Raw genomic sequence first — 16,796 nt, forward strand, 5'->3', positions numbered from 1 at the left:
ATCGATCCGTTGGCTACTTTGGAGGCGCGTTATTGTGTTTACTCTGATCAACGCTGATGCTGAAGACGACGACGCCGAAATCACCGACCCCCAGGAAATCGCGGAACTGTTCGCCGCCATAGCAGCTGTCGCCATCGAGGCGATTGGTGCTGGGCAGGCCCGGCAATTGTTTGATGCCGTGGTCGAACAGGACGGCAGGGATCCGAACTGACCGGGCAAGCCCGGCCGGTCATATCTGGCTGGTGCCCTTGGGTACTGGCGTGAACAAACGGTCTTCCGGGGGCAAGCAGAGCCTTCGCCCCAATTGACCGGGTTGACCCATCCGGGCAGGTCCGACAGGACTAGGGCTAACGCATGAAGCGGCCGAGGAGGCTGTGCCATGGCCGGCCCGGCCCCTTTACAGACGCTGCCACCGCCCACGCTGCTGCCTCTGGGCGACGCGGCCCTGCTGATCCGCTTTGCAACCTCCTTGACCGACCAGGCCAACCGGACGGCGATTGCCTGTGCGCAAGCGCTTGCCCGCGATCCGGTGCCCGGTGTGGTCGAAGTGGTGCCCAGCCTGGTGTCCGTGCTGTTGCGCTACGATCCGCGGACTGTCGCGTTGAATACACTCATGGGCGAAGTGCGGCTGCGATTGTTCGGGCTTTCGGTGGATGAGGTTACATCGCCGCCGACGAGGATCATTCCCACCCATTTCGGTGGCGAAGCCGGTCCTGATCTCGATGAGGTGGCGGCGGCTTTGGGCCTGACGGCTGACGCCTTCGTGGCAGCACATAACGCCACTACGCTACGCGTCCTCGCCACCGGTTTCGCGCCGGGCTTCGTCTATTGCGGCTTTCACCCCGAAACCCTGGTGCTGCCGCGCCGCAGCGTTGTGCGCCGGTCAGTGCCCAGGGGCAGCGTCCTCTTCGCCGCCGGGCAGACCGCTATCGCGGCAACCGAAATCCCCACCGGTTGGCACGTCATCGGCCACACCGATTTCGCCAATTTCGACGTTGCGGCGCTGCCGCCCACTACACTGGCCCCCGGCGACCAACTCGTATTCGAGGCCCTGGCATGAGCCCGGTTCTGACCATTTCCCGTGCCGCCCCGCTCAGCACCATTCAGGATGCAGGGCGCTTCGGCATGCTACGCCACGGCATCAGCGCCTCGGGTGCCATGGATGCCGGCGCTTTTCGGCATGCAGGCGCGTTGGCCGGCGCTCACAGCAATGCCGCCGTCGAGTTCACGGCCGCAGGGCTCGACATCGAGGTGAGCAAGGGGCGCTGCGTTGCCGGATTGGCCGGCGGCAGCTTCAGGGCCACGCACAATGGCGTTCCTTTAGCTTGGCCGGCACGAGTCGAGCTGAAGGCTGGCGACAGGCTCTCCATCACCCCGGGCGAATGGGGCAATTACGGCTATCTTCGCTTTGACCGCAATTTTGAGCTGCCCGCCGTGATGGGAAGCCTCTCGACCAGCACGCGAGCGATGATCGGTGGCCTGGATGGCCGCGCGCTAAAGGCCGGGGACGTGCTGACTCTGGGAGTCGTCGGCTCGTCGTTGAAAGACTCAGCTATCGAGGCGCAACGCCACGACAGCCCCATTCGCGTCATCTGGGGCCTGCACGCCGACATGTTCGATCTCCCACTCCGCCGAAAATTCCTCAACGCCACTTTCGCCATCGCCCCCCAGATGGACCGCATGGGCGTCCGCCTGACTGACCCCGCAGGCGTCTTCGCCAAGGCAAAAATCCTGTCGCTGGTGTCCGACGCCGTCGTGCCGGGCGATATCCAGATCATGGGTGATGGCACGCCCGTCGTCTTGATGCGCGACCATCAGCCCACCGGCGGCTATCCGCGCATCGCCACCATTGCCAGCATGGATATCGACCGCTTCGCGCAACTGCGACCGGGTGCCCCGGTTGCTTTCCAGTCCATCAACGTGGACCATGCGCACCAATTGCTGAGGAGCGGCGCGCAATGACCAGTATCGATCTCAATGCTGACCTGGGCGAAGGCATGGGGACCGACGAGGACCTGCTGGCCATTGTCTCCAGCGCGTCGATAGCCTGTGGCGGCCATGCGGGCGATGCACCGACCATTCGGCACATCCTCAAAATCTGCAAGGGGCGCGGCGTGCGGGCAGGGGCCCATCCCGGCTATGCCGATCCCAAACGCTTCGGTCGCTTCCGGATCGTCATGCCGCTCGATCAATTGCTGGGCCAGATTCGCTCGCAACTCTTCCTCGTGCGGTTCATCGCCGACGAAGTTGGCGTGCCGCTCTCCTATGTGAAGCTGCATGGCGCGCTGGCAAACCAGACGGCCGAGGAATTGGCCTTCGCCGTCGGCATATTCTCGACCATTCAGGCGATGAACCCCAAAATGGCGGTGCTGGCGCTCGACAATAGCCAGCAGGTGCGCGCCGCCAAAGCCGTCGGCATGCCGCTGATCCGCGAAGCCTATGCCGATCGGGCCTACACCGCAGAAGGGCTATTGGTACCCCGCAATCAGGAAGGCGCTGTGCTGCACGACACGGACGCCGTGATCGAGCGCTGCCTGCGCCTGGCGCAAAAGGGTGAGCTGGTTGCCATCGACGGCACGGTGCTGAAATCGTCGGCCCGCTCGATATGCCTCCATGGCGACACGCCGGGCGCGGTCGATCTGGCGCGCGAAGTGCGCGATGCGCTCGAAGGCGAGGGGATCGAAATTGCGGCCGAGCCCCCCGAGCCACCCACCGCGTAAAGTTTACCCTGGGCCTCTCTATGGGAGAGGTGAAATCGGCGGAATGCCTTTGGTCGAAAGACCCAGGGTAGCTCGTGGCCGAAATCAGATGGCCAGGTATTCGTGGCGCAGTTCGGTATTGTCCAATACCTCCTTGGCCGTGCCGGAAAAGGCGACTTCGCCCGTATCGAGGATCACCGCCCGGTCGGCCAGCTTGAGGGCCGCAACGGCGTTCTGCTCGACAATGATCGTGGTAATGCCCAGCGGCTTGATCGAATGCAGAATCCGCTCAATCTCCTGCACGATCACCGGCGCCAGCCCCTCATAGGGCTCGTCGAGCAAGAGCAGCTTGAGGTCGCGCGCCAGCGCCCGCGCGATAGCCAGCATCTGCTGCTCACCGCCAGACAGCGTCGAGCCGTCCTGCTTGCGGCGTTCGGCAAGCCGGGGAAAACTCTGGTAAATCTGCTCAAAGCTCCAGCCACTGCCGGGCGCGACCTTGGCGAGGGCGATATTCTCCTCGACCGTCAGCCCCGCAATGATGCGCCGATCCTCGGGTACCAGCTGAATGCCCGCCCGCGCCGCTTCAAAGCTCTTCATCTGGTGGATGGGCTTGCCATCCAGCCAAATTTCACCTTGCCGCATCTGCGGGTCATCGGTGCGGGCAATGGTGCGCAGCGTCGAGGTCTTGCCCGCGCCGTTGCGGCCCAGCAGGGCCAGAATTTCGCCCTGCCGCACATCGAGCGAAATGCCCTGCACGATATAACTCTCGCCATAATAGGCGTGCATGTCGCGCACCGAAAAGAACGGCCGCGTGGTCTCGATACTGGCAGCCTGGCTATTGCCGAGAATTTGGGTCTCCATGGCGATTGCACTCATCAATGGGTCCCTCCGAGGTAGGCTTCCTGCACTTTTGGATTGCCCCGCACCTGATCGGGCGTACCATCGGCAATGATGCGGCCCTGCGCCAGCACGGAAATCTTGTCGGCCAGCGAGAACACCACATGCATGTCGTGTTCAATGATCACCTTGGTCATGCCGCGGCTTTTGATCTTCTTGAGCAATTCGATGGTCGTATTGGTGTCGTGGCGGCTCATGCCGGCGGTGGGCTCGTCGAGCAGCAACAGGCGCGGATGCTGGATCAGGCACATGGCCAGCTCCATCCGTCTTTTGTCGCCACGGCTGAGGCTGCCCGCGGCCATATCGCGGCTGCTGGTCATGCCCACATCTTCCAGCATGTCCTGCGCCTCGGCGCGGATGCCAGTTTCACTGTCGAGTGCGCGCAACATGTTGAGCCTGAAGGCGCCATCGCGCTTGGCGAGCGCGGGGATCATCACATTGTGCAACACGCTGAGATCGGAAAAGATCTCCGGCGTCTGGAACACCCGGGCGATGCCGAGCTGGTTGATCTCATAGGGCTTGCGGCCGGTGAGGATCGCGCCATCGAACACCACGGTGCCGCTGGTCGGCGCCAGCTTGCCGATGATGACATTGAGCAGGGTGGATTTACCCGCGCCATTGGGACCGATAATGGCGTGGGTCTGGCCCTCCTCGACCTGCAAATCGATATCGGCCAGGGCGTGCAGGCCCCCGAAGCGCTTGTGAACATCGGCAACGTGCAGAACGACATTGGGATTGGTCATCGTATCTGATCCTATTCTGCAGGCTGCACTTGGGCGGGCGTATGCCGTGGTTTTTTGAGAGAGCGGTTGAACAGCGCCGCGATGCGCCGCACGCCCTCCATGATTCCGCCGGGCAGGAAGACCACGATGAGCACGAAGACTAGGCCCAGCGTCAGGAACCAGCCTTCGCCCACGAACTTGCTGGCGATAGTAACAGCCACATGATCGGCTCCCTCGGGCAGGAAGGCGAAGAAGCGGGTGAGAATGCCGTCATTGATGGCCGAGAAGATGTTCTCGAAATATTTGATCAGCCAGGCGCCGATCACCGGGCCGACAAGTGTGCCCGCGCCGCCCAGGATGGTCATCAGCACGACTTCGCCCGAGGCGGTCCATTGCATGCGCTCGGCGCCGGCCAGCGGGTCGGTAATGGCGAGCAGGGCGCCGGCCAAGCCCGCATACATGCCCGAAATCACGAAGGCGGCGAGCGTATAGGGCTTGGTGTTGAAGCCGGTATAGTTCATGCGCGTCTGGTTGGACTTGATGCCCTTTAGCATCATGCCGAAGGGCGAGCCCGTAATGCGCTGGGCGATGAAAAAGGCGATGATCAGGAAGCCGGCGCAGAAGTAGAACCCGGCATAACCCGTGAGCGGGGCCCCGAACAAAGTGGGCGAGGGCAGGCCCGCAGGCGCCGCCGAGAAAGCGCGATCGAGATAACGCGGATCGGCCAGCGTGAGTTGCAGCCCCGTCTCGCCATTGGTGATCGGCGTCAGCACCGAATAAGCCAGATTGTAGCTCATCTGCGCAAAGGCCAGCGTCAGGATGGAGAAATAGATCCCTGAGCGCCGCAGGCTCACAAAGCCGATGGCAAGGGCGAACAGGCCCGAGATGACGATTGCAAAGATCATCGCTGGGACGGCGTCCATGCTGAGTAGTTTGAACGACCAGACCGCCGCATAGGAGCCGATACCGAAAAACGCGGCATGGCCGAAACTGAGATAGCCGGTGAGGCCAAACAGGATATTGAAGCCCACCGCGAAGATGGCGAAGATGGTGAACCGGTTCAGCAGGTCTGGATAGGCCGCGCCGAATGGTTGCAGCCAGATCGGCATGGCGAGCACGACGATTGCGAAGCCGAGGAACAGCAGCAGGTCCTTGCGGGATATCACCAGCATATCACGCCTCCATCACGCCGCGCCGGCCGAGCAGGCCGCGCGGACGAACCAGTAGAATGATGACGGCGACGAGATAGATGATGATCTGGTCGATGCCGGGAATGAGGTCCTTGACCTGCGTCAGCGAGGCGAAGGATTGCAGAATGCCCAGCAGGAACCCCGCCGCCACCGCGCCGGGCAGCGAGCCCATGCCGCCCACCACGACCACCACGAAGCTAAGGACGAGGAAGTCCATGCCGATGTGATAATTGGGCGGGAGCAGGGGGGTGTACATGACGCCGGCCATGCCCGCGACCACGGCGGCCAGGCCGAACATGATGGTGAAGCGGCGGTCGATATTGATGCCGAGCAGCCCCACCGTCTCGCGATCGGCCATGCCGGCGCGGACCACCATGCCGAATGTGGTGAACTGCAGGAAGGCGAATACGCCGCCGATGATCACGGTGGCAAAGAGGAAGTAGACCAGACGCCAGATAGGGTAGGTGATGACGCCAGCCTGCATGCCCAGCCAGACGCCGATATCGGCCGCGCCACGCAGGTCAGCCGGCATGGGCTGGGGAATGGGATTGGGCCCGAAGACCGACTTGATGAGCTCCTGCGCCACGATGGCGAGGCCAAAAGTCACAAGAATCTGTTCGGCGTGCGGGCGTTTATAAAAGTGTTTGATGATGCCGCGCTCAAGCGCAATGCCCACTAGCAACATGATCGGAATGGTGACGATGAGCGAGACGGGGACCGAATAATTCACCAGCACCGCGCCGAAATCGCCGAACCAGGCTTGCACCAGCGGCTCGCGGATTTCGAGCGGCGAACCCCAGGGCGATAGCTGTTCCGGATCGACGGTAACCGTCTCCAGCGTCAGGAATTGCCGCACCATGACGGCGCAGAACGCGCCCAGCATGAACAGCGCGCCATGCGCGAAATTGACGACGCCCAACGTGCCGAACACCAGGGTCAGCCCCAGCGCGATCAATGCATAGGCGCCGCCCTTGTCGAGCCCGTTGAGGAATTGTAGAAAGATGACTTCAAACATGGTCCGCTCCAGGCGATAGGGCCGAGCTTAGGTGCGGCCCGCCCTTTCAAAGGGGCGGGCCGGCATGATCAACACATGGCTGCCGGCTCGGCCGGGCCGAGATCGCCGCCGAACATGGCGGGGTCATAGGCCACTTCCTCGCGCGGGATTTCCTTGAAGATGTTGAGCACGTCGAACTGGCTGGTCGGGTTCTCATTGCCGCGCACCACCAGCACATTCTTGATGCACTGGTGATCTTCGGCGCGATACAGCGTGGGGCCATTGCCCATGCCGTCGAACTCGAAGCCTTCGAGGGCCTTGATCACCTCCGGCGGATAGAATGTGCCGGCGCGCTCGACGGCGTCCGCATAGAGCAAGGCCTGCACATAGGCCGTGTGTGCCGCCTGCGAGGGCGGGGCGCCATAGGCCGCGCCGAACGACTTGGTGAAGGCCACGGTGCCCGGATCCTGCAGGTTCCAGTGCCAGTTCGAGGTGCCGAAAATGCCCTTGACGTTGTCGCCCGCGCCCTTGGCCATCAACTCGGAGATAAGCGGCGTGACGATCTGGAAATCCTTGCCATTGGCCTGCCGGTCGCGCATGCCGAACTGCACCGCCTGGGTCAGCGAATTGACCATGTCCGTGCCGTAATGGTTGAGGATCAAGACGTCGGCGCCCGAATTGAGGATCGGCGTCAGATATTGCGAGAAATCCGCCGCGCCCAAGGGCGTGCGTACGGCTTGCACCGTCTGCCAGCCCAGCTTCTCGGTGGCCGCCTTCATGGATTCTTCCTGGGTCCAGCCCCAAGTATAGTCGGCGGTCAGGTGATAGGCGCGGCGATCGGCGCCATATTCGTTGACAATGGCCGGGGCCAGCCCGATGCCGGACTGATAGGCGTTAAAGAAGTGGCGGAAGCCGTAGCGTTTCTTGTCCTTGCCGGTCGTATCGTTGGAATGGGTGAGGCCCGCCATGAAGATGACGCCCATTTCCTGGCACAGGCCCTGCACGGCAATGGCCTCGGCAGAGGACGAGCCGCCGGTGATCATCACCGCGCCGTCGCGCTCGATCATGCGGGTGGCGCCGGCCCGGGCCACGTCGGCCTTGGTCTGGCTGTCCGAGGTCACGAAGGCGACCTTCTTGCCCAACACGCCATTGCCCTTGAGGGCGGTGGGCGTGAGCACGCTGATCAGCCCGCCATCGCCCTCGCCATTGAGGTGCTGGATGGCCAGCTGATAGGCCTTTTGCTCATCGGCGCCTTCTTCGGCATAGGCGCCGGTCAGCGGCAGGTTGAGCCCGAATGTAACTGTGTCGCCGGTGGGGTTGTTGCAGAACTCCTGCGCCCAGGCGCCACGGCTGAAAACTAGCGGCGCCACGCCGGTCGCGAGAATACCGGCCAGGCCGGTTTGCAGCACACGGCGACGGCTGGGGCCGCGCTTGAAAACTGTCATCGATTTCCTCCTCATTGGCGCGGGGTAATTGATGCATAGCCAATCACTCACCGCGTTGGGAGTATTTGCCGTCCCAGCAAACGCTGGCAATACAGCATTGTAATCGCAGCAATATTCTGTAAATTATTGCACTCGTCTGGCGCAATAATAGTCAATGCATTGACAGAGCGCCGGCTGGGAGGGCTATTCTCATGCGCGCGCCAATTGGCTTTCGCATCAGCAGTCGCCGGAAATCGTTGAAGATTTCGCAGGCGGCGCTGGCGAGGTTGATCGGCATTTCGCCGAGCTATCTCAACCTGATCGAGAACAACAAACGCGACATCGGCGGGGCTCTGCTCAACCGCGTTGCCCAGCATCTGCATATCGATATCGACGAGCTGGCCGGCCGCGCCGAGCAGAAGCTGCTGCAGGACCTCGAAGAAGCCTTTGCCGACCCCATGCTTGAGTCGCTGCCCTTCCGCCCCGACGAGCGCCGCGAACTGGTCGCCCAATACCCGGCGAGCGGGGCTGCCCTGGCGCGTATGCACCGGGCCTATACCGGCGCGCAACTCAGCGCCGATGCCTATGCCGACCGTCTGCGCTCGGACCCGCTATTATCGCAATTCCTGCACCAGATCCTCTCGGGCGTAACCGCCATCCGCTCCAGCGCCGAAATCCTGGTCGACGTGCCCGATCTGGGCGAGGCCGAGCGCCAGCAATTCCTCGCCGCCATCGGCCGCGAAACCCTGGCGCTGACCGACGTGGCCCGCAATCTGATCGGCCAATTCGACATCGCCCGCCGCGACAGAAGCGATATTTCGCCAGCCCGCGAGATCGACGATCTGCTCATCGAGCAGAACAATCACTTCCCCGAACTCGAAATCGCCGCCGACGCCCTACGGAACGAGATCGAACAGGCCGGTCCCTTCGGCATGGCTACGCTGATCCAATTGCTGGAAGAACGCTTCGGCATCGCCGTCAACATCGGCGGCACTGCCCCAGAAGGCTTTCCAGGCCAATACCGCTTCGACGGCCAGCAGCGCATCATGTGGCTGCAAGGCTCGACCAAACTCGCCACCCGCCAATTCCAGCTGGCCCGCCTCTTTGGCGAACTCACTGCGCCAGACGCGATTGCCCAACAACTCAAAAACGCCCGGCTCTCATCCCCCGTGGCGCAACGCCTCGCTTCCCGCGCCTTGGGCTCGTACCTCGCCGGGGCGATGATCCTGCCCTATAGCCGGTTCCGCCAGCACGCCGAGGCGGCGGCCTATGACATCGATCACCTCTGCCAGATCTACCACGCTAGCTACGAGCAGGTCGCCCAGCGGCTGGTGACCCTGCGGCGGCCGGGCGAGGAGGGCGTACCCTTCGGCTTCCTGCGCTCGGACCCCGCCGGGCGGCTTACCAAGCACTTTCCCTTGCCGGGCCTGCTGCTGCCCAATAGCGGCCATGCCTGCCCGCTCTGGGCCATCTATGGCGCTTTCCGCACGCCCGAAACGCCGGTTCGGCAAGTGGTCCGCTTCTCCGACGGCTCCCGCTATCTGTTCATTGCCCGAACCGTGCAGCGCCGCACGGCCTCGTTCCGCGAACAGGCGCCCACCGCCTCGATCATGCTGGCCTGCGACGTGCTGCATGCCGATCGCACCATCTATGGCTCGGGCCTCGATCTTTCCGACACATCCTCTGATGTTCCCGTCGGCCCCAGCTGCCGGCTCTGCACGCGGCGTGAATGTCCGAGCCGGCAGGAGGAAGCGCTTTCACCAACGGGAGCGAATGGGGAAATCCGCGCTCCACTGCTGCCCCCGGGTTTTCAGCTTGGCGATTCCACCTGATTGCGCTTTAGTGTCGCGATCTGCGGAGGGGAGACCGTGGATATGAGGGGGAAATTTGGCAATCGACATACTCATTGCTGAGGATGAGCCGAGCATTCTTGAATCGCTCGATTTCATCCTGCGGCGTGCTGGCTGGACGATCAGCTCTGTCACCGACGGCGAAGCGGTGCTCGAAGGCGTGCGCCGGCTGCAACCGCGCGTGCTGGTGCTCGACGTGATGCTGCCCAAGCGCAGCGGCTTTGACGTGCTCAAGACCATTCGCGCCAGCGCCGATACGCGCCTGCTGCCGGTCTTGATCCTGACGGCCAAGGGCCAACAGCAGGATAAGCGCATTGCTGAGGAACTGGGGGCCAACGAATTCGTCACCAAGCCTTATGCCAATGCCGACGTGGTCGGGGCCGTGCGGCGCCTGCTGGGTGATCATGGCCGAGCGGCGTAAGCTCGAAGCCGCCATGCTGGTGCTGACCGTGTTCGGCACGCTGCTGATCGTGCCGCCTTTGGTCTATATTTTCAGCCAGCCCATCAGCCATTTCGGCGTGCCGCAGGTCGTCATTTATCTCTTCGCCTGGTGGGCGCTGATCATCGCCGCCACGGCGCTGCTGACCCATTGGATGCCGCGCGACAGCGCCGATCCCGGGGAGCGCGACTAATGCTCTCGGCCGATTTTGTCATCGCCACGGCCGTTGCCTATGTAGGCCTGCTCTTTGTGCTGGCCTATTTCGGCGACCGCCGCGCCCGCGAGCGGAAGAAGTCGTTCCTCCATTCACCCGCCGTCTATACGCTTTCGATCTCGGTCTATTGCACCAGTTGGACCTTCTATGGCGCGGTCGGCAATGCTGCCCGCAGCGGGCTCGAATTCCTCACCATTTATCTCGGCCCCACCATAGTATTCGTCGGCTGGTATTTCGTGCTGCGGCGCCTCGTGCGCATCAGCCATCTCCAGCGCATCACCTCGGTTGCCGATCTGCTGTCCTCCCGCTTCGGCAAATCGAGCCGCCTTGCCGTGCTGGTCACCTGCATCGCCGTGATCGGCATCGCGCCCTATATTGCCCTGCAACTCAAGGCCGTGACCTCCTCCATCCAGGCGGTCGCGGGCGCCTCCGAATTCGGGCAGGGGAGCCTTGCCGGCATTGACGATGTGGGCCTGGCGCTCGGCGTCGCCGCCGCCATGGCGCTGTTCACCATCCTGTTCGGCACGCGACATGTCGACGCCAAGGAACAGCATCACGGCGTCGTCGCTGCCATCGCCTTCGAGGCCGTGGTGAAGCTCGCCGCGCTCCTCGCCGTCGGCATATTTGTGGTTTTCATCGGCGGCGGCTTTGAAGCCATCTTCCGCAATGCCGCCGAGCAGGGCTTCACGCTCGACGCCGAAAACACCTTCGACGACCGCTGGCTGACCACGCTGGGCCTCTCCATCGCGGCCATCGTCTGCCTGCCGCGCCAGTTCCAGGTGACGGTGGTCGAGAACTCCGACGAAAATCATCTCCGCGTCGCCGGCTGGGCGTTCCCGGCTTACATGATGCTGATGAGCATCTTCATCCTGCCCATCGCGCTCTATGGGCTGACGACGATGCCGGCGGGCGCCAATCCCGACATGTTCGCGCTCACCCTGCCCATGGCCGCCGGCCAGAGCGGGCTGGCCCTGTTCGCCTTTATCGGCGGCTTCTCGTCAGCCACGTCGATGATCATCCTGGAATCCATCGCGCTTTCCATCATGGTGTCCAACCACATCGTCATGCCCATCGTCCTGCGCCTCACCCCCAGCGGCCGGGACGGGCAGGGGGTCAGCCACCTGCTGCTGGTAGCGCGGCGGTTCTCCATCGTGCTGATCCTGTCGCTGGGCTTTTTCTATTTCTTCTTCACCCGCGACTCCGACGCGCTGGCGCCAATCGGGCTGATCTCCTTCACCGCCATCGCGCAATTCTTCCCCGCCGTCCTCGCAGCTCTATTCTGGCGCGATGCTTCGCTCAAGGCCGCCACCGCCGCGATTGCTGCGGGCTTCGTCATCTGGGTCTGGAGCAGCTTCCTGCCGTCGTTCGAATCCGTCTCGCCACAGGTAGCCGAATTGTTACGCGACGGCCCCTGGGGTATTTCCTGGCTGCGGCCCGAAGCCCTGTTCGGCCTGGACGGTTTCGACCCGCTCACCCATGCCGCCTTCTGGAGCCTGTCGCTCAACACCTTCATCCTGATCGTTGGATCGCTGCTGACCAGCCAGTCAACGCTGGAACGCATCCAGGCCAATGTCTTTGTCGACGTGTTCCGCCGCGGCAATCTTGCGCCGCGCAACTTTATGCGCGGCGCCGCGACGGCCAACGACCTCTATTTCGTTGCCGAGCGCGTGCTGGGCGAACGCCGCGCTGCGGCTTTGTTTGAAACGGCAGCGCGGGAGAGTGGGGTGGAGCCCGCTATGCTGGACCCATCGCCCGAATTTATCGGGCGGTTGGAACGCGAACTCGCCGGCTCGATTGGCGCGGCGTCGGCTCATGTCATGCTGTCCAAGGTGGTTTCCGGCGTCGAAGTGTCGCTGGAAGAGGTCATGCAGATGGCCGATGAGACCCAGCAGGTTATCGAATATTCCCAGCAATTGGAGAAAACCTCGGCCGAACTGCGCTCGACGGCGCAGCAACTCGAAGACGCCAATGCCCAGCTTCGGGTGCTCGATGGCCAGAAGGACGATTTCCTCAGCCAAGTGAGCCACGAAGTGCGCACGCCGATGACCTCGATCCGTTCGTTCTCGGAAATCCTGCTCGATCCGGGCGAATTGGACGAGCAGCAGCGGCGTCGGTTTGTGTCCACCATCCATCAGGAAAGCCTGCGCCTGACGCGGCTGCTGGATGAAATCCTCGACCTCAACGCGCTCGAACGCGGCGAACGGACCTGGGAAAACGTGCCAACTGACGCGGAGGGGGCGTTGGAGCGGGCCCTGTCGGTTTGCGACGCGCTGCTGCGTCAGCGCGGCATGCGCGTGGCGTTCGGCAGCCGGGCGCGGGCGACCATGGTGGATGGCGACAGTGATCGGCTCTGCCAGGTGTTCATCAACATCATTTCCAACGCCGTGAAATATAACGACGCGGAACAGCCGTTGCTGCGCGTCAACTCGTTCGTCCGCGCCGGTTTCTATGTGGCGGAAATTGCCGACAACGGCCCCGGCATCGGCAAGGCCGAGCGCAGCCTGATCTTTGAAAAGTTCTCGCGCGGCCAGCACGGCTCGGCCGACCAGAGCGGGGCCGGTTTGGGCCTCGCCATCAGCCGGCAGATCGTGACGCGCATGAATGGCTCGCTGGACCTGATTGCCGGCCCGCTCCCCGGCGCCTGTTTCCGGGTGCGGCTGGCCGTGCTGCGTTAGTCGTGACCGTGATCGGGAATGTTGAGGACATGCCCGCAAGCCTTGCAATGCACGGCGTCGGGATCGTGCTTTTGCAGCCCGCATTGCGGGCAGGGGAAGTGCACCTTGTATGGCCGAAAGATCGACTGAGCCAGCCGCACAAACAGCGAGATGCCGATGATCATGATGACAATCGAGGCCAGCTTGCCCCAGGTGCCGGGCAGGACGATATCGCCAAACCCCGTGGTAGTGACTGTCGCTACGGTGAAATAGAGCGCATCGACATAGCCCGCTATGCCGGAATCCTCGTTGGCGAAGGCGGTGTAGACAAAGCCGGTCACCACGAAGAGGAAAACCAGCAGGTTGATCACCGCCTGTACGGTGGGCTGATAGCTCTCCAGCCCGCGCTTGCGCAGCGGTCGCCAAAATGAACTGGACCGCGTCAGCGTCCACAGCCGCATGATGCGCAAAAAGCCCAGATTGACCAGCCAGGTCGGCGCCAGCAGCGTCAGCAGGATGAAGATGTCGATGATCACCGGAAATTGCCGCATCCAGCGCAGCACATCGGTGGAGGCTAGCGCGCGGGCGATTAGGTCTGCCGCCAGCAGCGCGGCGATCGAATAATCGATCCACAGGAACGAAGCATTCTCGCGCAGCAGCGGGGTGAGAATGAAGAAGACGATGATGGCCAGATCGACAATCAGCGCCGCGGCCTGGAAGCGTTGCGCGGTGGGCGATTGACCATGATAGAGCAGGCGCAGGGTGGACCGCAGCCGGGCAAAGCGGCTCTGCGGAGCCTCGTCGGTCGTCTTGCTCATGCTTCCTCAAAACCAGGACAAGGAGTCGCTACTTGTCACGCCAAACCAGCTGGCGCACAAGAGTCTTCCCGTTCGGGAACAGACAATCAGGATAAGTTCGATGACCATCTCGATGTACGGCATGACAGTGCCGTTCTTCACGCGCATGTTGACCAATCTGCTGGCAATCATGGACAAGGCCGACGCCTATGCGGCCGAGCGCAATTTCGACACCGGCGTGCTCGTCGCCTCCCGCCTGGCCCCCGATATGCTGCCCTTCCGCAGCCAGCTGCAGATCGCCACCGACCATGCCAAGGGCTGCGTATCGCGCCTCTCCGGCCAGCCCGTTCCGTCCTGGGCCGATGACGAAGCCACGTTCGACGAGCTGCGTGCTCGCCTGCGCAAGACGCTCGACCTGCTGGCAACGGTCAAGCCGGAAGACCTTGAAGGCTCCGACTCCCGCCCCGTCACCCTCAAGCTCCGTGCCGGCGATGTCACTCTGTCCGGCGAGGATTATGTCGTGCAGCGCGCGCTGCCCAACTTCTTTTTCCACGTCACCACCGCCTACGCCATCCTCCGGCACAATGGCGTACCGGTCGGCAAAAGCGACTATCTCGGCTGATCGCCGCTAGGGAGTAGTAGGCGAATTCGGACCGCCTGGCGCCGTTGGGGTGCTGGGCGTGTTCGGATTGGATGGGGTGCTCGGCGTGTTGGGCGCCGTCGGTGTGCTCGGCGCGTCACCGTCGTCATCGGACATATCGGGCGAATCGCCCAGGCTGTTGATCGACTCGGCAGTTCCAACATCCTGGCACCGGCCGGCGCCGCTGATGCGGAAGTCGGGCAGCAATTGCCGCTGCAGCCGCGAATAGCCGAACCCGGCGATCACCTGCGGGCGCCTTGCGTCCTGCATGGATAGACCCGCCGCGCCGCTGGAATTTGCATAGCCCACAGCGCAGCGCTCAGCCAATTGAGCACATTGCCCGGCATTGCGGCAGAGCTGCAACGCGCCCTCATAGAGCATGACAAGGGTCTGCTGGCGGGTAACGATCAGATCGAAAGCGGTGCCGCGAACCGCGATGGCCGCAGTGGGGGTTTCGATCGAATAGGCCGATTTTGGACTATTGCCCGAAATAAAACGAAAGCTGCCGCCCAGGGCATTGATCGCCAGCTTCCTGGCGGTATTCGGCCCCGATAGTAGATAAGTCTCGATCAGCAGCGAACTGTCCGGTCCAACGACCAGCCTGGTGCCATCGGCAAAAACGATCTGCACCTGGCCCGAACCGCCGGTAACGATCAATTCGCCCACCGAAACGTCGCTGCCGACTTCCAGAATCCGGTCGCTTGAACTGATGCGCGCCACTGCGTCCGGCTTGACGCCCACGGCCGTACCCTCACCCGCCGCATTGGCCGCTGGAACCAAAATCAGCGCAAAGGCCAAGCCGATGACGATACGCAGTATTCGAGTGATGATCATTGCACGATCTTTCGCATTACCCTGGAACAGGCAAGTCAATCGGCGCCGCACACCCTCTATCGATAGCAGGAAATTCTTGGCCCGAAAATCCGCCAGTGCCGCAACTGCCGTGCAAGCAACCGGAAAACATTGCCGTAACGCGCTGCAAACGCTATTGGCAGATTCCGCGACACCACGAGGCATCCATGAAACTGGCATTTGTCATCCCGGCGTATAACGAGGAAGCGCTGATCGGCAAATGCCTGCAATCCGTGGTTGATGAGGTCGCGCGCTCCGGCGCCGACGCCGATATCGTGGTCGTCAACAACGCCTCCACCGACCGCACCGGCGAAATCGCCCGCAGTTTTCCCAGCGTCCGTGTGGTCGACGAACCGCAAAAGGGCCTGGTCAATGCCCGCGACGCCGGCTTTGCCGCCACCGAGGGTTTTGACCTGATTGCCAATATCGACAGCGATACCGTGGTGCCCGAAGGCTGGCTCGATACGGTCATCGCCGAATTCGCCAAGGACCCCAAGCTGGTCTGCCTCAGCGGCCCCTATGTCTATTACGACATGAGCCGCTTCAATCGGTTCCTGGTGACCATGTTCTATGGCCTCACCTACCTGATCTACGTGTTCAACCGCTTCATCCTGCGGGTGGGCTCGGTGGTGCAGGGCGGCAATTTCGTGTTCAAGCGTGCCGCCTGGGAGCAGGTCGGCGGCTATGATCGCTCCATCGAATTCTTCGGCGAAGACACCGACGTGGCGGTGCGCCTGTCCAAGGTCGGCGGCGTCAAATGGACTTTTGCCCTCAAGATGAAGACTTCGGGCCGTCGCCTCGAGCAGGAGGGCGTATTCCGCACCGCGGGCACCTATACGCTCAACTTCTTCTGGGTCACCTTCCGCGGCAAGCCGGCGACCAAGAGCTACACCGATATCCGCCCGCATTAGTCCCTTCACCTCGCGCTAACGCCCGCACCCATTTTACCGCGGCCTTAGGATTTCCTCTGCTAGGCTTACTCAGCAAGCCGCATGGGGCGGCGGAGGCGCGGGCGCTCCATGCCGATTTCCTCGCAATTTCCAACGCTGGTTGCCGCTGCGCGCAGCAGCGCGCTTGAGGCGCTGGCCTTGCAGCCGGGGCAGGTCATCGCGGCCAAAGTCATCGGCCCCGCGCCCAATGGCGGCACCCAGGTGCAAATCGGCGATCAGATGCTCAATCTGGTGCTGCCAGTGCCCACCAAGCCCGGAATGGTCCTGCAATTGGAAGTCCAGGGCAGCGGCAGCCAGCAACGCCTCGCGGTCCAGCCGCCGCCCGCGCCCGTTCAACCCGGCACCATCCCCGCTGCGCCGCTACCAGTTCAGGTCAGCATCCCACTGCCAGCCATAGCCGTGCCCACAACCCAGCCGCCGACCATATTGCCGGCCGTATCGGTGCCGATCGCGCCAGTTGCGGCGGCCCCAACC

The 16,796-nt window shown here is 62.8% G+C and carries 17 protein-coding genes and 1 pseudogene; 11 read left to right on the forward strand and 7 right to left on the reverse strand.

Features of this window, described 5'->3' with window-relative positions; all coding sequences use genetic code 11:
• Positions 1–34 precede the first annotated feature (34 nt).
• From ACI3KW_RS13315 to ACI3KW_RS13330, 4 genes are all read left to right on the forward strand, one after another.
• On the forward strand, positions 35–211 hold the full coding sequence (locus ACI3KW_RS13315) for a hypothetical protein (protein ID WP_160172770.1): 177 nt from the start codon (positions 35–37) through the stop codon (positions 209–211).
• 168 nt (positions 212–379) lie between these two features.
• Positions 380–1,060 carry an allophanate hydrolase subunit 1 gene (locus tag ACI3KW_RS13320; protein ID WP_404848468.1) on the forward strand — a complete coding sequence of 227 codons (681 nt, stop codon included), beginning with the start codon at positions 380–382 and terminating at the stop codon, positions 1,058–1,060.
• Positions 1,057–1,962 carry a biotin-dependent carboxyltransferase family protein gene (locus ACI3KW_RS13325; protein ID WP_404848469.1) on the forward strand — a complete coding sequence of 302 codons (906 nt, stop codon included), beginning with the start codon at positions 1,057–1,059 and terminating at the stop codon, positions 1,960–1,962. Before ACI3KW_RS13320 ends, ACI3KW_RS13325 begins: the two co-directional genes overlap by 4 nt.
• Complete coding sequence (locus tag ACI3KW_RS13330; RefSeq protein ID WP_262168129.1) at positions 1,959–2,720, forward strand: LamB/YcsF family protein; 762 nt, start codon at positions 1,959–1,961, stop codon at positions 2,718–2,720. Before ACI3KW_RS13325 ends, ACI3KW_RS13330 begins: the two co-directional genes overlap by 4 nt.
• An 84-nt stretch (positions 2,721–2,804) precedes the next feature.
• Here ACI3KW_RS13330 and ACI3KW_RS13335 read toward each other — a convergent pair whose 3' ends face one another.
• From ACI3KW_RS13335 to ACI3KW_RS13355, 5 genes are all read right to left on the reverse strand, one after another.
• Entirely contained in the window at positions 2,805–3,560 is a 756-nt protein-coding gene (locus tag ACI3KW_RS13335; RefSeq protein WP_404848484.1) for an ABC transporter ATP-binding protein, read from the reverse strand.
• A 14-nt stretch (positions 3,561–3,574) separates the two neighbouring features.
• A complete protein-coding gene (locus tag ACI3KW_RS13340) occupies positions 3,575–4,339 on the reverse strand; it encodes an ABC transporter ATP-binding protein (RefSeq protein ID WP_404848470.1) in 765 nt (254 codons plus the stop codon).
• 11 nt (positions 4,340–4,350) lie between these two features.
• Entirely contained in the window at positions 4,351–5,490 is a 1,140-nt protein-coding gene (locus ACI3KW_RS13345; protein ID WP_404848471.1) for a branched-chain amino acid ABC transporter permease, read from the reverse strand.
• 1 nt (position 5,491) lies between these two features.
• The gene (locus ACI3KW_RS13350; RefSeq protein ID WP_404848472.1) at positions 5,492–6,523 is read right to left on the reverse strand and encodes a branched-chain amino acid ABC transporter permease; all 1,032 of its coding nucleotides are present in this window, start codon (positions 6,521–6,523) and stop codon (positions 5,492–5,494) included.
• Positions 6,524–6,591: 68 nt separating this feature from the next.
• Positions 6,592–7,947: a substrate-binding protein gene (locus ACI3KW_RS13355; protein WP_113120704.1), complete on the reverse strand. Its 1,356-nt coding sequence runs from the start codon at positions 7,945–7,947 to the stop codon at positions 6,592–6,594.
• A 191-nt stretch (positions 7,948–8,138) separates the two neighbouring features.
• Between ACI3KW_RS13355 and ACI3KW_RS13360 the strand changes: the two genes are divergently transcribed.
• From ACI3KW_RS13360 to ACI3KW_RS13375, 4 genes are read left to right on the forward strand one after another with little or no spacing between them, the layout of a single operon-like run.
• Positions 8,139–9,758, forward strand: a complete 1,620-nt coding sequence (locus tag ACI3KW_RS13360) for a helix-turn-helix domain-containing protein (RefSeq protein ID WP_404848473.1) — start codon at positions 8,139–8,141, stop codon at positions 9,756–9,758.
• 55 nt (positions 9,759–9,813) lie between these two features.
• Entirely contained in the window at positions 9,814–10,197 is a 384-nt protein-coding gene (locus ACI3KW_RS13365) for a response regulator transcription factor (RefSeq protein ID WP_113120702.1), read from the forward strand.
• Complete coding sequence (locus ACI3KW_RS13370; protein WP_162740112.1) at positions 10,181–10,408, forward strand: hypothetical protein; 228 nt, start codon at positions 10,181–10,183, stop codon at positions 10,406–10,408. Before ACI3KW_RS13365 ends, ACI3KW_RS13370 begins: the two co-directional genes overlap by 17 nt.
• A complete protein-coding gene (locus ACI3KW_RS13375; RefSeq protein WP_404848474.1) occupies positions 10,408–13,104 on the forward strand; it encodes an ATP-binding protein in 2,697 nt (898 codons plus the stop codon). Before ACI3KW_RS13370 ends, ACI3KW_RS13375 begins: the two co-directional genes overlap by 1 nt.
• On the opposite strand, the gene ACI3KW_RS13380 is transcribed toward ACI3KW_RS13375, so the two are convergent.
• Positions 13,101–13,901: an ion channel gene (locus ACI3KW_RS13380; RefSeq protein ID WP_404848475.1), complete on the reverse strand. Its 801-nt coding sequence runs from the start codon at positions 13,899–13,901 to the stop codon at positions 13,101–13,103. The genes ACI3KW_RS13375 and ACI3KW_RS13380 overlap by 4 nt on opposite strands.
• Before the next feature lie 100 nt (positions 13,902–14,001).
• Between ACI3KW_RS13380 and ACI3KW_RS13385 the strand changes: the two genes are divergently transcribed.
• The gene (locus ACI3KW_RS13385) at positions 14,002–14,502 is read left to right on the forward strand and encodes a DUF1993 family protein (protein WP_404848476.1); all 501 of its coding nucleotides are present in this window, start codon (positions 14,002–14,004) and stop codon (positions 14,500–14,502) included.
• Positions 14,503–14,508: 6 nt separating this feature from the next.
• On the opposite strand, the gene ACI3KW_RS13390 is transcribed toward ACI3KW_RS13385, so the two are convergent.
• Positions 14,509–15,354 (reverse strand): FecR domain-containing protein, encoded by an 846-nt coding sequence (locus ACI3KW_RS13390; RefSeq protein WP_404848477.1) that lies wholly within the window; start codon positions 15,352–15,354, stop codon positions 14,509–14,511.
• A 185-nt stretch (positions 15,355–15,539) separates the two neighbouring features.
• Between ACI3KW_RS13390 and ACI3KW_RS13395 the strand changes: the two genes are divergently transcribed.
• Both ACI3KW_RS13395 and ACI3KW_RS13400 read left to right on the forward strand, forming a co-directional pair.
• Entirely contained in the window at positions 15,540–16,283 is a 744-nt protein-coding gene (locus ACI3KW_RS13395) for a glycosyltransferase family 2 protein (protein ID WP_404848478.1), read from the forward strand.
• A gap of 108 nt (positions 16,284–16,391) precedes the next feature.
• Positions 16,392–16,796 (forward strand): annotated as a pseudogene (locus ACI3KW_RS13400) (hypothetical protein); the annotation flags it as partial.

The sequence above is a fragment of the Devosia sp. ZW T5_3 genome, assembly GCF_044987315.1.
In the GTDB taxonomy this organism is placed as follows: Bacteria; Pseudomonadota; Alphaproteobacteria; order Rhizobiales; family Devosiaceae; genus Devosia.

Excerpts from the sequence above, each read along its gene's own strand:
- ACI3KW_RS13350 (WP_404848472.1), bottom strand. The coding sequence starts at position 6,523 with ATGTTTGAAGTCATCTTTCTACAATTCCTCAACGGGCTCGACAAGGGC.
- ACI3KW_RS13395 (WP_404848478.1), top strand. The coding sequence starts at position 15,540 with ATGAAACTGGCATTTGTCATCCCGGCGTATAACGAGGAAGCGCTGATC.
- ACI3KW_RS13370 (WP_162740112.1), top strand. The coding sequence starts at position 10,181 with ATGGCCGAGCGGCGTAAGCTCGAAGCCGCCATGCTGGTGCTGACCGTG.
- ACI3KW_RS13355 (WP_113120704.1), bottom strand. The coding sequence starts at position 7,947 with ATGACAGTTTTCAAGCGCGGCCCCAGCCGTCGCCGTGTGCTGCAAACC.
- ACI3KW_RS13385 (WP_404848476.1), top strand. The coding sequence starts at position 14,002 with ATGACCATCTCGATGTACGGCATGACAGTGCCGTTCTTCACGCGCATG.
- ACI3KW_RS13375 (WP_404848474.1), top strand. The coding sequence starts at position 10,408 with ATGCTCTCGGCCGATTTTGTCATCGCCACGGCCGTTGCCTATGTAGGC.
- ACI3KW_RS13380 (WP_404848475.1), bottom strand. The coding sequence starts at position 13,901 with ATGAGCAAGACGACCGACGAGGCTCCGCAGAGCCGCTTTGCCCGGCTG.
- ACI3KW_RS13330 (WP_262168129.1), top strand. The coding sequence starts at position 1,959 with ATGACCAGTATCGATCTCAATGCTGACCTGGGCGAAGGCATGGGGACC.
- ACI3KW_RS13345 (WP_404848471.1), bottom strand. The coding sequence starts at position 5,490 with ATGCTGGTGATATCCCGCAAGGACCTGCTGCTGTTCCTCGGCTTCGCA.
- ACI3KW_RS13340 (WP_404848470.1), bottom strand. The coding sequence starts at position 4,339 with ATGACCAATCCCAATGTCGTTCTGCACGTTGCCGATGTTCACAAGCGC.
- ACI3KW_RS13320 (WP_404848468.1), top strand. The coding sequence starts at position 380 with ATGGCCGGCCCGGCCCCTTTACAGACGCTGCCACCGCCCACGCTGCTG.
- ACI3KW_RS13390 (WP_404848477.1), bottom strand. The coding sequence starts at position 15,354 with ATGATCATCACTCGAATACTGCGTATCGTCATCGGCTTGGCCTTTGCG.
- ACI3KW_RS13335 (WP_404848484.1), bottom strand. The coding sequence starts at position 3,560 with ATGGAGACCCAAATTCTCGGCAATAGCCAGGCTGCCAGTATCGAGACC.
- ACI3KW_RS13360 (WP_404848473.1), top strand. The coding sequence starts at position 8,139 with ATGCGCGCGCCAATTGGCTTTCGCATCAGCAGTCGCCGGAAATCGTTG.
- ACI3KW_RS13325 (WP_404848469.1), top strand. The coding sequence starts at position 1,057 with ATGAGCCCGGTTCTGACCATTTCCCGTGCCGCCCCGCTCAGCACCATT.